The sequence below is a fragment of the Pelomonas cellulosilytica genome (assembly GCF_021353265.1).
GTDB classification, from domain to species: domain Bacteria; phylum Pseudomonadota; class Gammaproteobacteria; order Burkholderiales; family Burkholderiaceae_C; genus Pelomonas; species Pelomonas cellulosilytica.
Window position 1 is genome coordinate 621422 of the sequence record NZ_JAJTWU010000003.1, and the last position, 15104, is coordinate 636525.

A 15104-nucleotide genomic window follows, 5' to 3' on the forward strand; every position below is an offset into this window, starting at 1 on the left:
GTCACGAATCGCGGCGTCTGCGCGGCAGCGCTCATGGCAGACTGCCATATTCATCGCCTGCCCCGCGCCGCGCCATGCCCGACAACATCCCAGCCGCCCTCGACCACGCCATCCTGCCCGGCATCGCCCTCGGCTACGCCCCGGTCATCGACCGGCAGCGTGCCGTCACCGGCACGCGACTCACGCTGGTGCCGCTGCGGGCCGATGCCAAGCCGGACCACGCCGAGCTGCTCGCGGCGCTGAGCGCGACCTTTCCCAATGGGGGCGCCGTGCTGAGCCCGCAGGGCGAAGCCCTGCTGGCGGCACTGCTGGCGCAGCCGCCGGCTGAGCCGACGACGATCGAGGTGCCCGCCTTCTTCGCCGCCGACGTGGCGCATTCAGATGCCCTCACGGCACTGAAGGGGGCCGGCCACGGCGCGCTGCTCAAAGGTCTGCCCAATGCGCCGCTGCCCTCACCGGTGGCGGCCGTGTTCAAGCAGGTCGTGCTGGAACCGGGCCAGACCGCACCGGCTGGCATGCAGGCCATCTGCGCGGGCGTGCGTGGCGCCGACGCCATAGATGCCGCCTTCAACGCCGGCGCTCAGGGCTTCATCGGCTGGCCGATGGACGGCCCGTACGAGCCGGTGGCCGGCATCAAGGCGGAGGTGGCCGCGGACCTGCAGGTCATCGTCGAGCTGATGTCCCGCGTCGACGAAGGAGAGGACGTCGAGCGGCTGGAGCAGACGCTCAAGCGCGACCCGAGCCTGGCCTTCAAGCTGCTGCGCTACATGAACTCCGCCGCCTTCGGCCTGCCAGTCGAGGTGTCCAGCTTCCGCCACGCGATCATGCTGCTGGGCTATGCGCGCCTGAAGCGCTGGCTGGCGCTGCTGCTGACGACCGCCAGCAATGACCACAGCATGCGGCCCATCATGTACGGCGCGCTGCGCCGCGGCGTGCTGATGGAGGAGCTCGCCGCCGGCAGCATGCAGGAGCGCGAGACGAAGGACGAGATGTTCATCTGCGGCCTGTTCTCGCTGCTGGACCACATGCTGAAGGCCCCGTTCGAGAAGCTGCTGCAGAGCATCCCCGTGCCCGAGCGTGTGCGCCAGGCACTGGTGGACGAGACCGGCCCCTTCCTGCCCTACCTGCAACTGGTACAGGCCATCGAGGCCGAGAGCGTCTTCGACTACCGCGAACGCGCCGATGCGCTGATGGTGGGTGCCGCCGAGATCAACGCCTGCGTGCTGCGGGCCCTGCACAAGGCGGCCCAGCTGGAATGACCGTCAGCCCCTCGCCCGGCCCGACCATCGCTGGACGCCGGACAGCCCAGTCGGCCTTGCCCGCCGCGCCACATCCGCGCATCGGCTGACCCATGTTCGGCCCGCCCGCTTCCGCTGCGCTGCTGGACCTTGTCAGCGACCCGGTGCTGACGCTGCGGGCCGACCTGTCCGCGCTGCGCGCCAACCCCGCTGCCCGCGAATGGCTCGGGGCCGACGCCGCCGAAGGCTGGCGGCTGCTGCGCCACGCGGCTGGCATGCGGCTGGAGGCCTGGCTGCGCGACGCCGTCATCGCGCTGGACAGCGGCCGTCAGCCGCCGCCGGCGCCGCCGCTCAAACTCGCCGACGGGCAGCGCGCGACGCTGCAGCTCGTGCGCGACCGCCCCAACTGGCTGCTCCACGCCCGGTTGAGCCCGGCCGACCCGGGCGAGCCGCCGCTGGTCGAATGGCTGGCACTCTCACCGCTGCCCGCCGTGCTGGCCGATGCCAGCGGCGCACTGCTGCGGCGCAATGCCGCCTTCGACGCGCTGAGCCCCGGCAGCCCGCGCCACCTGAATGACCTGCCCGATCTGCTTCAGGCGCTGCTCGGCTGGCACCACGGCGCGCCCCTGGCCGCGCTGGCCGCGCAACGACTGCAGGACCCGCCGCTGGTCACCGAGGCCGAGTTCGTCGACCCCCAGGGTCGCCAGCGCTGGCTGCAGGCCCGGTTGCGTCTGTGGCGCCACCACGGGCGGTCGCTGCTGCTGGCCATCCTGGAAGACCACAGCACGCTCCACGAGCGCGACCTCGCGCACCAGCAGCTCGAGGCGCTGATGGACACCGCCGCCGTGGGGCTGGCCACCTTCCAGCCCGAGGCCGGCTGGCTGAAGGCCCACCGCAAGGGGTCGCCGTTCAAGACCGGGGCCAAGCAGTCCATCGGTTCGCTGCAGGGCATCCATCGCGAGATCGTCGAGCCCGGCTCGCTGCCCGAGTTCGAGCGCCTGCAGCGCGCGCTGAAGAAGGGCGACCCGGTCGAGGTGCGCTATGCCGTGCGCCACCCCGAGCTGGGCCGGCGCTGGCTGCTGACGCGCGTGACCCCCGGGCAGCTGGCCGGCGGCCGGCGGACGACGTCGGTCGTCACGCTGGACGTGACCGCCCAGGCCCAGGCCGAGAACGCACTGCTGCTGCGCGCCGAGAGCGAGCGCACCGTGCTGGATTCCGTGCTGGTGGGCATCGTCACCGTCGGCCCCGAGGGCATCGAATGGATGAACCGTTCGGCGCGTCGCATGTTCGGCTGCGAGCTGGACGACGTGCGAGGCCAGCCCATGGGTGTCCTGGCACCAGAGGGCGAATCCGAACACCCGTTCCACCGCGCCGAGCCAAGCCACGACGTCTTCGAATGCCGGTTGCGCGGGCGCGACGGCCGGGAGTTCTGGGTCATCGGCAACGCCGTGCAGACACCCCGAGAGGACGGCCCTGGCCTCGTCACGCAGCAGCTGACTTACGCGTTGCTGGACATCGACCGGCGCCGCCAGGCCGAAGCACAGAGCCGCCAAGCGCAGGCGTCGCTGGCTCGCATCATCGAAGCCGCGCCGCTGGCCATCAGCCTGCACGAAGCGCAGAGCCTGCGCATCGTCAAGCTCAACCAAACCGCCGCGACGATGGCCGGCCGCAGCGAGGCGCAACTGCTCGGGGGCAGCCCGGCCGCACTGTTCGGCGCCGAACAGGGTGAGCAGGTGGCGGCCGACATGCGCGAAGCGCTGGCCTCGCTGACCGTCGTGCAACGCGAATACCGCGTGCCCACCGGACAGACGGCCCGCATGTGGGACACGCGGCTGCTGCACCTGGCCGGCGTCAGCGGTGACGACGCGCCGGAGCTGCTGCTGCTGGTGGCCAGCGACGTGACCGAGCAGCGCGCCGCGGAGCAGGCACGGCTGCAGGCGGCCATCTCGCAACGCGAGCTGCTGGTGCGGGAGGTGCACCACCGCATCAAGAACAACCTGCAGGGCGTCGCAGGCCTGCTGCAGCAGATCGCTGCACGGCGGCCCGAGGTGGCGCCGGTGCTCAGGGAAGCGGTCGGGCAGGTGCAGGCCATCGCGCAGGTCTACGGCCTGCAGGTCGGCGCCAGCGGCCCGCTGGTGCTCAAGCGCGTGTTCGACGCCATCGTCGGCTCGGTGCAGCGCCAGCAGGGCCGCATCACGACGACAGCGGCCGAGGGCGGCGCGCTGATGGCGGACTGGTGCCTGCCTGAGGCCGAGGCGATCCCGATCGCGCTGAGCCTCAACGAGCTGCTGGGCAATGCGCTCAAGCACAGCGACGGCGCGCAGGTGCGCTGCCAGCTGCTGTGCGACCTGACCGGCGTGACGGTCGAAATTGTCAACCCGGGCCGGCTGCCCGAAGGTTTCGCGTTGCAGAACATCCGCAGCGGCGTGTCAGGCCTCGGCCTGGTGCGCGCGCTGCTGCCCCGTCGCAGTGCCATCCTCAGTCTGGAACAGCACCACGAGAACGTGGTGTGTCGGCTGGAGCTGATTCCACCCAGCGTGGTCCACAATCCAGCCACAAAAGCAAGTTCTTGACTGAAGGGGCGCGGTGAGCAAGGGCAAGATCCTGGTCGTCGACGACGACAGACTGGTACTGGCGACGCTGAGCTACGGGCTCACGCAGGCGGGTTTCGACGTCATCGACGCCGACAACGGCGACGACGCCATCCTGCTGGCACGGGAGCACCGCCCCGAGCTGGCACTGCTCGACATCCGCATGGAAGGCCTGACCGGCTTCGACGTTGCGGCCTACCTGCGCGAGTACCTGCAGACACCGTTCATGTTCCTGTCGGCCTTCGCCGACGAGGCGACGGTGGCCAAGGTCAAGGAACTGGGCGCCGTGGCCTACCTCGTCAAGCCACTCGACATCTCTCAGATCGTGCCGGCCGTCGAGGCGGCTTTCGCGCGCAGCCACGCCGCCGCAGCGCCCCCCCCTGCCGCGGCGCCAGCAGCACCGGCCGAACCGCCTTCGGAGCTGCCGGCCCAGCTGGATCCGACGGCGGTGGCCGTCGGCGTGCTGATGCACCGCTACTCGCTGCCGCGCGACGAAGCGCTGTCCCGGCTGATGAGCCTGGCCGCCGCAGATGGCCACAGCCTGCCGGAGCAGGCCCGGCGCATCGTGGACGCTGTCGAGCTGCTGGCCAGGCCGGGTACACGCTGACTTGAGAATGGCTCGGCCGTCGAGCATTGACGCGGACCGCGCGGCGGGCCGCTCCCAAGCCGGCCCGTCCGGCGATGCCGCAAGCACCGCCGTCCCCTTGGTGGACCGGTCGGGCTCGCCGCGTTCAGCGCGCGAGACCGGACGAGGGGCTCATCACCCCAGCGTGAAGTAGAAGCGGGCACCCTCACCCACCGCCGACTCGGCCCAGATGTCGCCACCGTGGCGGCGCACGATGCGGCGCACCAGCGCCAGGCCCACGCCGGTGCCCTGGAAATCGCTGGCGCTGTGCAGCCGCTGGAACACGCCGAACAGCCGCTCCGCGAAGCGCATGTCGAAGCCGGCACCGTTGTCGGACACGACAAAGGCACGCCGACCGTTCTGCTCCACGCAGCCGAAACGGATCTCGGTGCACGGCACCTTGGCGCTGTACTTCCAGGCATTGCCCAGCAGGTTCTCCAGCACCATGCGCAGCAGTGTCGGGTCGCCCTGCACGGTGAGGCCCGGTTCGATGTCCAGCACCAGCTCGCGCGGCGGTCCCGAGCGGCGCAGCTCCTCCATCACGTAGCCGGCCAGCTGCGACAGGTTGACCGGCTGACGGGCCAGCGGCCGCGTGGACAACTGGCTGAGCGACAGCAGCGCGTCGATCATGCTGTTCATGCGTGCCGCCGCGCTCATGACGCGGTCGAGGTGGTCGTTGCCGACGCGATCCAGCCGACTGCCGTAGTCCTCCTTCAGGATGCGGGCAAAGCCCTCGACGACGCGCAGCGGCGCGCGCAGGTCGTGCGAGACGGTGTAGCTGAAGGACTCATGCTCGGAATTCAGGTCCGGCCCCGATGCGACAGGCGCCGGGGACACAACGGCCGGCAACGCCGCAGCCTCGCGAGGCCGGGCCGTGCCCACGTAGCCGGCGAAATGGCCCTGGGCATCGATCCACGGCAGGCCGCGCAGGCACCAGTGCTGCTCGCCTTCCGCTGCGGCCAGTTCGAGATCGGCAAACGGCTGGTGCGCATGCAGCCGACCGCGCAGCTCGGCGGCCGGTGCCGCAGCCGAAAATCGTTCCCACAGCAGCTGGGTGCTGAGCCCGGCGCCGGCCCAGCTCGACGACGGCGCGCCCTGCGGCGCCTGCCAGCGCACGAGCCGGTGTGTGGCATCCGTCGCCCACAGCCAGTCGCGCTGCAACTGCGCCTGCATCAACACCTGCAGGCGCGCATCACGCAGCGGTTCAGCCAGGCGCTGGCGCGTCAGCCGCACGCCGGCATGCCAGCCCAGCGCCGCGGCGACCAGCACCATCAATCCAGTGAAGAATGCCGTCAGCACCAGCGCGGCGTGCACCAGGCCCACCTCGCCGCCCCAGACGCGCATCAGGGCCAGCACGACCAGCCCGCCGAGCACCAGCATCAACAGCGTGGCGCCGGCCAATCCCGCCGCCACCAGCCGCATCGGGAGCCGCCGTTCGAGGCGGCGCGATGGCGCGCTGTCGTCGCTGAGACTGTTCATACAGGGCATTGTAGGCAGCGCCTCCGCACGTTTCGGAGGGATGCACCAAGCTGTTCTGCCGTGCAAATCTGTGCAATTCTTCGCGTCGCCGCCCCCCCTGCGCCAAGCTACATTTGCGGATGCCCCGTGCCTAGCCGCCCATGACCGCTTCATCCTCCGCAGCCTTGCTCGATCAAGAGGCGATCAGACGCCTGCGCGAGCTCGACCCTAGCGGCGGCAATAAGCTGCTGGAGCGCGTCGTGGCGGCCTTTTCCAGTTCATTGGACCGCTTGCTTCCCGATCTCGCCCGCGCGCGCTCTGCGCCCACCCCCGACTACACCGTCATCCGCCACGTGACCCACACGCTGAAGTCCTCTTCGGCAAGCCTGGGCGCGATGGCGCTGGCCGCGCGCTGCGCCGACATCGAGGCCATGGCCCGCGAGGGTCGCAGCGATGGCCTGGCCGAGCAGCTGGACGCCATGCTCGACGACATCCAACAGGTACGCGCGGCGCTCGCCGCGCTGCTGTGAGGCCAGCCCATGCAGCCTGCTGGCCAAGACCTGGATGACCTGCCGCCGCAGCCGCGCGTGCTGCTGGTGGACGATGACGAAGTCAACCTGCTGCTGACCGCTGCCGCGCTGCGCGAGCGCGGCTTCGAGGTCACCGAAGCGGCCAGCGGCAGCGACGCCCTGGCACAGCTGTCCGTGCGTCCGCCCGACGTTGTCGTGCTGGACGCGCTGATGCCCGAGCTGGATGGCTTCGAGACCTGTTCGCTGCTGCGCGCCACGCCGGGTTTCGAGTCGCTGCCCGTGCTGATGCTCACCGGCCTGGACGATGAGGCCTCCATCAACCGCGCCTACCAGGCCGGCGCGACGGACTTTTTCGTCAAGTCGCCGCAGTGGAGCCTGCTGGTGGGGCGCCTGCGCTACCTGCTGCGCAGCTCGCGCACGCGGCTCGAGCTGGAGCGCAGCAAGGCCAAGCTGGCCCGCGCCCAGGACCTGGCGCGCATGGGCAGCTTCGAGTGGCGCCGTGGCGTGCCGGGCAGCTTTTCGATCTCCGCCGAGGGCCTGCGCGTCTTCGGTCGCGGTCCGCAGGACCGGCTGGACTACATCAGCGTCATGCGCATGGTGCCGGGCGACGACCGCCATGTCTTCATGCGGCTGCTGCGCGATGTCATCGCGCACACCTCCGTCCTCATCACCGACCTGCCGCTGACCTTGCCCGATGGCCGCCAGCGCGTCGTGCACATCGAGGCGGAGCCGGAGTTCAACGAGCACGGCAGCGTCAGCGGCTACACGGGCATCCTGCAGGACGTGACCGACCGCCGCCAGGCCGAGGACCGCATCCGGCAGCTCGCCCATTTCGACGCCCTCACCGGCCTGCCCAACCGGCGCCAGCTCATCTGGCGCGTCGAGCGGGCGATCGAGAGTGCACGCCGCGGCGGGCACGAGGTGGGCCTGCTGCTGATCGACTTGGACCGCTTCAAGGTCATCAATGACACGCTGGGCCATGCGGCCGGCGACGAGCTGCTCATCGAGGTGGGCCGCCGGCTGCGCAGCTGCGTGCGCCATTCCGACCAGATCATGGAAGGCGTGCTCGAAGGCCTCGGCAACCGCAGCCACCGCGGTCTGGAAGCCGTGGGCCGGCTGGGCGGCGACGAGTTCGTCGCGCTGCTGCCGGAAGTGACCGACGAGCGCGATGCCGAGCGCGTCGCCGACCGCGTGCTGGACTCGCTGCGCGAGCCGATCTTCGTCGGCGGCCAGGAGTGCTTCGTCACGGCCAGCGTCGGCATCGCCATCTACCCGCGCGACGGCCAGAGCATGGCCGACCTGCTGCGCAACTCCGACGTCGCGATGTACGCCGTCAAGAGCCAGGGCCGCAATGCGTCGGCCGTGTACTCGCCCCAGCTCGCCGGCCACGGCAAGCAGAAGCTGGAGCTGGAAAGCGCGCTGCACAAGGCGCTAGAGCGCAACGAGATCGTGCTGCACTACCAGCCCAAGATCGACGTGCGCGCTGCCCGCATGGTGGGCGCCGAGGCGCTGATGCGCTGGCAGCGCGGCAACGTGCTGGTACCGCCGGCCGACTTCATCCCGCTGGCCGAGGAAACCGGCCTCATCGTGCCGCTGTCCGAGTGGGCGCTGAAGGAAGCCGCTCGCCAGGCCAAGCTGTGGTCGCTGCAGTTCGGCTTCAGCGACTCCATCGCCGTGAACCTGCCCAGCCGGTTGTTCGAGCGCACCGATCTCGTCGAGCACATCCACCAGTGCGTCAGTGCCTATGGCGTGCCGCACCGGTCGATCCAGCTGGAGATCACCGAGAACAACCTGATGAAGGATCTGCAGAACGTCATCCCGTCTCTGCACCGCCTCAACGAAGTCGGCGTCGAGATTTCCATCGACGACTTCGGCACTGGCTACTCGTCACTGGCCTACCTGACCACCCTGCCCATCTCCGAGGTCAAGGTGGACCGCACCTTCGTGCGCGACCTCGGCATCACGCCGCAGAGCTCGGCCGTCGTCACGGCCATCATCGCGCTGGCGCGGGCGCTGGGCCTGCGCGTCATCGCCGAGGGCGTGGAGACGCTGCGCCAGATGGAAGTACTGCACCGCCTGGGCTGCTCGCTGATGCAGGGCTTCCTGTTCAGCAAGCCGCTGCCCGCCGACGAGCTGGAACGCTGGATCGCCCAGACCGTGCTGCCGCGCAAGGCGCCCTGGATCACCCAGGCCGACGGTTCGACCGACCTGGCCCGCGGCCACCGCTGAGCGATGCGCTCGACGCTGCCTCCGGCCCAACTTGCCAAGGCGGCGCTGCAGCGCCTGGCCCAGGCGCGTCTGGAACCCACCCCGGAGAACTACGCCCGCGCCTATGCCATCGAGGCAGGCGGCGAAGCGCCCCCGGCCGGCAACGGTGCCGTGCCGGAGCGCGCCCAGCAACTGATGGCCCGGCTCATCAGCCTGGCGCTGCCCTCGGGCACCACGCGCCAGGAACTGCAGACCAAGCTGCGCGAACAACGCTACGACGACCTGCAACGCCAGGTCGACAAGCTGCTCGACGAGGCCGGTCCGGCCGCCCAGGCGGAAGCGCTGGCGCAGGCCATCGAGCGCCTCATGCGCGGGCTGGAACGCGGTGGCCGGCAGTGGACGCTGGCGCGCAAGAAGGAAGGCGTGCAGCGGGCGCTGGAACTGGGCCGCAGCGACGGCACCAAGCTCGTCAAGCGGTTGATGCAGCTGGTTGCCAGCTGGGACAAGGACGGCGACGGCAGCGAAGTGGAGACCGACGAGGACGGCGGCACGCCAAGCCAGCTCTTCGTCGACAGCGGCTTTGCGGATACCGGCTTCAAGGACAGCGGTGAACTGGACGAGCCGGCCCGCATCGGCGACCTTGCCCTGCCCGTGGACCTGGCGCCGTGGCGGGATGTCAGCGCCGAACTCAACGGCACGGTGCGCCATGCGCTGCGTTCGCCGCAGTCCGAGGCCACGCCGGCCGACGCGCTGATCCGCGAACTCGACGCCGCCCAGGCCGAATTGAAGGACCAGAGCGCGAGCCCGGAGCGTGCCGCGCAGATGGCCGCACTGTGCCTGCGCGCGCGCCACCTGCTTGACCACCGCCGCCATCTCTTCGACGAAATGGGCGGACTGTGCCGCGAGCTGAGCGCCAGCCTGGTGGACCTCGCCGAGGACGATTCCTGGGCCAAGGGCCAGGCCGAGGCGATGAATAACACGCTCGCCCAAGGTCTGTCCGGCCGCGGCGTGCGCACCGTCTCCGAGCTGCTGACCGGCACGCGCGAACGCCAGAGGGCGCTGCGCGAGGAACGCTCCAAGGCGCGCGATGCGCTGAAGGGCCTGATCCAGCGCATGCTGGCCGAGCTGGGCGAACTGGGCCAGCACACGGACCGTTTCCAGAACAGCGTAGGTCGCTACGCCGACGCCATCGAGCAGGCGGACTCACTGGAGAGTCTCGCCGGCACCGTGCGCGAGATGGTGGAGGAAAGCCGCAGCGTGCAGGGCCTGGTCGCGCAGACGCAGGCACGACTGACGTTGGAGCACGACCGCGCCAGCGCGCTGACGCAGCGCGTCGAGGAACTGGAGGGCGAGCTGCGCCGGCTGTCCAACGAAGTCCACACCGACCAGCTCACGCAGGTCGCCAACCGTCGCGGCCTCATCCAGGCCTTCGGCATCGAACAGGCCAAGGCTGAACGCGAGTCCACCCGGATGGCGCTGGCGCTGCTGGACATCGACAACTTCAAGAAGCTCAACGACAGCCTGGGCCACCACGCGGGCGACATCGCGCTGAAGTCGCTGGCCGAACGCACGCAGGCATCGCTGCGCCCGGGCGACATGGTCGCGCGCTACGGTGGCGAGGAGTTCGTGCTGATGCTGCCCAACACGCCGCTGGACGAAGCTCAAGCCGTGCTCGTGCGGCTGCAGCGCTCGCTGTCGTCGGCCCTCTTCAACCACGAAGGCAAGGACGTGTTCGTCACATTCTCGGCCGGCGTGACGCTCTACCGGCCCGGCGAGACGCTGGAAGCGGCGCTGGACCGCGCCGACGTGGCCTTGTACGAGGCCAAGCACACGGGCAAGAACCGGGCGTGCATCGCCGAGTGACCGCGCCTGCGCGGCCGGTCAAAAGTTGAACGCCAGGCGCAGGCCGCCCCAGTGCCGGCCGCGGACGATGATGGGCGCGGCCGCCTCCTTCAGCAGCACGAAGCGTCCGCCACCCATGTCGCGGCGGTAGGTCTGCAGCAGGAACGGCTTCGTATTGCGCGCCGAGGCCAGGCCCGTGCGGTCATTGAAAATGCGGCGATACCGGCTGTTGGCCGTGTTCCAGATGGTGTCCCCCGGGCGCTGCGGCTGGCAATACTTGCGGTTGTGCGTCGCGATGTAGCCGTTGCGGTCGGCGGCGATGCAGAAGACGACCTTGTCGCTGAGGCCCAAGCCCCGCTCCTGCACCTCCGGAAACAGGTGGTCGGTCAACCCACAGAAGCGGGTGAGGTGCTGCTGCGGGTCGGTGCCGGCGATGGGACGGTAGTTCTCGTCGAACAGGTCCGCCTCGCTGATCTGGCCGTCGCGCAGCGCGCCCTCCAGCAGCGCGGCAATGTCGCCTGCGACTTGCTGGGCCGTGCGGATGAAGGGCATGTCGTCGACCTCGACGCCGCTGTTGGCCAGCTGTTCGACGAGGTCCTCGGACATGCGCAGGAAGCGGTCACTGCCATCGAAGGCAACCTTCAACCCGCGAGTGGCCTCCATCACCTCCTGCTCCAGCTGCTGCGCGCGCTCGTTGAGCAGCTGCATCTGCCGACCGCTCTCGGTGGCCGACGTGGCGATGCGACCCACGTCCTGCTCCACCTCGTGGAAGGCCGCGTGGATCTGGCTCGGCCGACCCGGGTTTTCGGTCAGCTCGTTGCTGAAGCGATCGATGCGCTCCTGCAGGCTGGCAATGGCGCCGACGATGGCTTTGGACGACGACTCCACCTGACCGGCGAGCGCCTTCACGGCCTCGGCCACGACAGCAAAGCCACGCCCCGCCTCGCCGGCATGCTTGGCCTCGACGGCCGCGTTGAACGCGACAAGCCGCGTCTGCAGCGAAATCTTCGTGATCTCGGCCGCGGCGTCAGACACCTGGGCCAGCGTCGCGGCCATGCCACCCACCTCGCCACCGACCACACCGAGCGCGTCGCGGGCGCGCTGCACGGCCGTGGCGCTTTCAGACGTGGCCGCGGCGATGGCAGCCTGGGCTGCGCCGATCTGATGGAGTTGCTGCGCCAGCGCCTGCATCGCCTGACCCTGGGCCTGCACGACGCGTTGCGTGTCTTCAAGCGCACCGCGCACTTCGGCCGCATCCCGGCCCACGGTGGACATCGACCGCGACAGCCGCTTGACCACGTCCAGCGCCGGGCCATCGCCCCGCCGCACCGGCTCGTCCTGTGACACAACGGCGGGTTCTCTGCCGCCCTTCATCCATCTCAGCATGCACGTGCCCCCGCCGTCCGCCGGGGCCGCCATGAGCAGCTGCCCCTTACGTCACCAGTCACGCAGCTTAACCCGTAACCTCGCAATTGATTGGCTGTGCAGCTGGCACACGCGCGACTCGGTAACCTTGAGAACGGCAGCGATCTCCTTGAGATTCATGTCGTGCTCGTAGTACATGCTCATCACGAACTGCTCGCGCTCGGGCAGGTTCTTGATGGCGGCCACCAGCGCTTCGCGCATGCGGTGGTCCTGCAGCAAGGCCATCGGGTTGCAGCTGTCATCGGCCACGTGACGGTCGAGGTAGTCGTCATCACCGTCGTCGCCCGACATGTCCTCAAGGTAGACGAGTTGCGTGCCGCGCACCTTGGACAGCAGTTCCTGGTACTCGGCCAGCGGCAGGCCCATCTCGGCAGCGATCTCGTCCTCCCGCGGCGCGCGGCCCAGGCGCTGCTCGACCTTGTGCACCGCCTGCTCGATCTCGCGCTGCTGGCGGCGGGTACCGCGGCTCATCCAGTCGCCACCGCGCAGCTCGTCCAGCATCGCACCGCGGATGCGTTGCGTCGCGAAGGTCTCGAACTGCACGCCCTGCTCCACGTCGAAGCGCGACAGCGCGTCGGTCAGGCCGATGAGACCGACCTGGATCAGGTCGTCCACCTCCACGTTGGCTGGCAGCTTGGCAATCATCTGGTGCGCCAGGCGTCGCACCAGCGGGCTGTACTGCTTGATCAGCGTGCTGTTGTCTAGGCGGCCTTTGGGCGTGTACATCGTGAACTCCGGCGGTTCAGTGCGCTGCGATGAGGGGATTGGACGCCATGCGCGCCGGGCGCAGCGGGGTCGCATCGGACGCCGCATCGAGCGCGGCGCCGGGCGGCGCGGCGAGCAGCAGCTCGCGGGCCAAGTGGCGCAGTTCGGGAGTGAGCGGTGCGTGTTGGGAGGCTTTCGGGTCCAGGCAGGCCCAGTCGCGCAGCACTGCGCCGAGGAAACCGTCGGCGCAGGAATGGAGCTGCTGCGCGATGCGTGTGGCCACGCGCAGCTGAGGGTGGCAGGCCATCAACAGACTGTAGACCATGAGCCCGGCGCGTTGTGTGAGCCATTTCATGCCCGCGTAGGCTTCGGTGACGCTGGCAGGTTCGGTGTCGGCCAGCAGCAGCGGGCGCACCTCGCGCAGCGCAACGACGCGCGCCAGCTCAGCCGCCGGCGCGTGCAGCAGGATGACATCCGCCTGCGGCGCCGCGTTGGCGACGGCCTCCAGGAACGACGCCGCCGACCCCTGGGCGTTGATGTGGCGCAGCGGCAGGCCGCGGGCTGCCAGATAGCTGACCTTGGACGACAGCCGCTCGATGCAGTTGGACAGGTCCACCTGTGCGAGCTCAGACGGCTGCGGCGAGTGCTCGCCTGCGTCGACGACGAGGGTGTGGAGGTTCAGCTCGCTGAAGGCGGCGCACAGCCCTTCGAGAAGCACGCCGGCGCCCATGACCCGCGGATTGCTGACAACGGGCACGAAACGCGTCTTGGAGGCCGCGAAGAGGCGGCGCAGACCGTGGGCCTGGTCTTGAAGCATCGTCGTCTCCGTCAGTGGATGGCCCGCATGCCGTCGGTCAGCGGCGCTCCGGCAAAGATGAGGTTCACGTCGGTGTTGTCCATGCGCCAGGCACCGGAGGCCGCACCCTTCAGCGCACGCTGAACGAGCGCCACGCTGGGCAGCCGGTGCCAGTCCTCCGGCACGCGCTGGCCGTTGGCCACGCCCAGCACCTTCAGGCGGTGGCGGATCAGCGTGTCCAGCGCCGGTGCCAGCTTGACGGCCTCGTCGATCTTGCTGAGCACCACGCCCTCGCAGGCGGCGCCCTTCCAGGCGTTGACGACGTCTTCGATCGTCTCGCCCTGCTGTGCGGCATTGATGACGAGCAGCTTCTTGATGCTCGGGTGGGCCAGCATCTCCAGCAGCTCCTGCGTGCGGCTGTCGCGCTGGGCCATGCCGGCGGTGTCGATGAGGACCAACTTCTTGCTGGACAGCAGCTCGAGCAGGTCGTCCAGCGAGGCGCGGTCGTGCGCGGTGTGCACCGGTACGCCGAGGATGCGGCCGTAGGCGCGCAGCTGCTCGTGGGCGCCGACGCGGTAGGCGTCCAGCGTGATGAGGCCCAGCTGGCTGGCGCCGTACTTGGTGGCGAAATGCGCGGCCAGCTTGGCGGTCGTCGTCGTCTTGCCGACACCGGTGGAGCCGATCAGCGCGAAAACACCGCCGCGGTCCTCGATGGCGGGGGCGGCTTCATCGGTCTGCAGGTTGCGCGACAGCACATGGGCGGCCCAGGCGGTCTCGTCGACCGGGTCTTGCGGCGAGCCCGCCTTGAAGTCGGACGGGCAGCTCTCGGCCAGCTTGCGCACCAGCGCCGGCGAGAAGCCCAGTTCCAGCAGCTTCTGCGTCAGTCGCGCCTGCACGGGCTGGCGCTGCAGCTTCTCCATGAAGGCCAGCGACGAGAAGCGCTCCTCGATGAGGCCGCGCATCTGGCGCAGTTCCGCGGCCATGTCCATCTGGCCGCGCTGGGCGGAAGTCGGCTGACCGGGCAGCGGCAGCGGTTCGGCAGTCGCGATGTCGCTGAGCTGCGGCACCGGACGCTGCGGCGCCGGCGTGGTGGCCGTGGGAATGCGGATCTCGTCGCGCAGCACGGGCGGTGCCGGCCGGGCGGCACGTGGCTCGCCCTGCGCGGGCGCCGCAGCGCGGCGGGGCGCGAGCGCGGCCATCGCTTCGGCAGCGCGGCGTTCACGCTGCGCGCGAATGGCGTCCAGCGACACGGCGGCTGGCGCCTGCGGCGCGGGTTGCGGCGTGGCGAGCGGGTCCGGCTGCCCGGCCAGCTCGGCCTGACGGCGGCGCAGCACGCGCTCGCGCACATAGTCCTGGAAGCTCAGCGTGCTCATCGCCAGCTGCTCGACATCGTTGCGCACCTCGGGCGCGCCGAAGCTGGGCTCCATGCGGGCGCGCTCAGCGAACGGCGCGCGCGCCTGTGGCTGCTGGGCGGCGGGCTGCGCGGCCGGCCGGGCCACGGTGCGCGGCGCGGTCTGGGCGATCTGCTCGATCTGCCCCATGCCTTCCGGCGCCATAGCCAGCACTTCCACGCCTTCAGGCACGTTCTTGTTGGACAGCACGACGGCATCGGGTCCGAACGCCTGCTTGACGAGCGCGAGTGCCTCGCGAGACGTTCTTGCGGTGAATTTGCGGACGTTCATGGGG

The 15104-nt window shown here is 70.0% G+C and carries 11 protein-coding genes; 6 read left to right on the top strand and 5 right to left on the bottom strand.

The features are described 5' to 3' along the window. Positions 1 to 74 precede the first annotated feature (74 nt). The 3 genes from LXT13_RS10290 (at position 75) to LXT13_RS10300 (ending at position 4436) form a co-directional block, all read left to right on the top strand. Positions 75 to 1259: an EAL and HDOD domain-containing protein gene (locus LXT13_RS10290; protein ID WP_233371827.1), complete on the top strand. Its 1185-nt coding sequence runs from the start codon at positions 75 to 77 to the stop codon at positions 1257 to 1259. Positions 1260 to 1351: 92 nt separating this feature from the next. Further along, positions 1352 to 3811 carry a PAS domain-containing sensor histidine kinase gene (locus LXT13_RS10295; RefSeq protein WP_233371828.1) on the top strand — a complete coding sequence of 820 codons (2460 nt, stop codon included), beginning with the start codon at positions 1352 to 1354 and terminating at the stop codon, positions 3809 to 3811. Positions 3812 to 3824: 13 nt separating this feature from the next. Beyond that, a complete protein-coding gene (locus tag LXT13_RS10300) occupies positions 3825 to 4436 on the top strand; it encodes a response regulator (protein WP_233371829.1) in 612 nt (203 codons plus the stop codon). A 153-nt stretch (positions 4437 to 4589) separates the two neighbouring features. Here LXT13_RS10300 and LXT13_RS10305 read toward each other — a convergent pair whose 3' ends face one another. Further along, positions 4590 to 5933: a sensor histidine kinase gene (locus LXT13_RS10305; protein ID WP_233371830.1), complete on the bottom strand. Its 1344-nt coding sequence runs from the start codon at positions 5931 to 5933 to the stop codon at positions 4590 to 4592. Positions 5934 to 6073: 140 nt separating this feature from the next. Here LXT13_RS10305 and LXT13_RS10310 point away from each other — a divergent pair, with 140 nt between their 5' ends. The 3 genes from LXT13_RS10310 to LXT13_RS10320 are packed head-to-tail and all read left to right on the top strand — an operon-like array spanning position 6074 to position 10513. Further along, entirely contained in the window at positions 6074 to 6442 is a 369-nt protein-coding gene (locus tag LXT13_RS10310) for an Hpt domain-containing protein (protein ID WP_233371831.1), read from the top strand. A 9-nt stretch (positions 6443 to 6451) separates the two neighbouring features. Next, entirely contained in the window at positions 6452 to 8671 is a 2220-nt protein-coding gene (locus LXT13_RS10315; protein WP_233371832.1) for a putative bifunctional diguanylate cyclase/phosphodiesterase, read from the top strand. A gap of 3 nt (positions 8672 to 8674) precedes the next feature. Then, positions 8675 to 10513: a GGDEF domain-containing protein gene (locus LXT13_RS10320; protein WP_233371833.1), complete on the top strand. Its 1839-nt coding sequence runs from the start codon at positions 8675 to 8677 to the stop codon at positions 10511 to 10513. An 18-nt stretch (positions 10514 to 10531) separates the two neighbouring features. On the opposite strand, the gene LXT13_RS10325 is transcribed toward LXT13_RS10320, so the two are convergent. From LXT13_RS10325 to flhF, 4 genes are all read right to left on the bottom strand, one after another. Then, a complete protein-coding gene (locus LXT13_RS10325; protein ID WP_233371834.1) occupies positions 10532 to 11866 on the bottom strand; it encodes a methyl-accepting chemotaxis protein in 1335 nt (444 codons plus the stop codon). 63 nt (positions 11867 to 11929) lie between these two features. Further along, on the bottom strand, positions 11930 to 12643 hold the full coding sequence (locus LXT13_RS10330; RefSeq protein ID WP_233371835.1) for an RNA polymerase sigma factor FliA: 714 nt from the start codon (positions 12641 to 12643) through the stop codon (positions 11930 to 11932). Between the two features lie 16 nt (positions 12644 to 12659). Further along, positions 12660 to 13439, bottom strand: coding sequence for a MinD/ParA family ATP-binding protein (locus tag LXT13_RS10335; RefSeq protein WP_233371836.1), 780 nt, complete (start codon positions 13437 to 13439; stop codon positions 12660 to 12662). Positions 13440 to 13450: 11 nt separating this feature from the next. Continuing rightward, on the bottom strand, positions 13451 to 15100 hold the full coding sequence (gene flhF, locus LXT13_RS10340) for a flagellar biosynthesis GTPase FlhF (protein ID WP_233371837.1): 1650 nt from the start codon (positions 15098 to 15100) through the stop codon (positions 13451 to 13453). Between the last annotated feature and the right edge of the window lie 4 nt (positions 15101 to 15104).

Coding starts and splice junctions, on each gene's coding strand:
- LXT13_RS10290 (WP_233371827.1), top strand. CDS start 75: ATGCCCGACAACATCCCAGCCGCCCTCGACCACGCCATCCTGCCCGGC.
- LXT13_RS10295 (WP_233371828.1), top strand. CDS start 1,352: ATGTTCGGCCCGCCCGCTTCCGCTGCGCTGCTGGACCTTGTCAGCGAC.
- LXT13_RS10305 (WP_233371830.1), bottom strand. CDS start 5,933: ATGAACAGTCTCAGCGACGACAGCGCGCCATCGCGCCGCCTCGAACGG.
- LXT13_RS10310 (WP_233371831.1), top strand. CDS start 6,074: ATGACCGCTTCATCCTCCGCAGCCTTGCTCGATCAAGAGGCGATCAGA.
- LXT13_RS10315 (WP_233371832.1), top strand. CDS start 6,452: ATGCAGCCTGCTGGCCAAGACCTGGATGACCTGCCGCCGCAGCCGCGC.
- LXT13_RS10320 (WP_233371833.1), top strand. CDS start 8,675: ATGCGCTCGACGCTGCCTCCGGCCCAACTTGCCAAGGCGGCGCTGCAG.
- LXT13_RS10325 (WP_233371834.1), bottom strand. CDS start 11,866: ATGAAGGGCGGCAGAGAACCCGCCGTTGTGTCACAGGACGAGCCGGTG.
- LXT13_RS10330 (WP_233371835.1), bottom strand. CDS start 12,643: ATGTACACGCCCAAAGGCCGCCTAGACAACAGCACGCTGATCAAGCAG.
- LXT13_RS10335 (WP_233371836.1), bottom strand. CDS start 13,439: ATGCTTCAAGACCAGGCCCACGGTCTGCGCCGCCTCTTCGCGGCCTCC.
- flhF (WP_233371837.1), bottom strand. CDS start 15,100: ATGAACGTCCGCAAATTCACCGCAAGAACGTCTCGCGAGGCACTCGCG.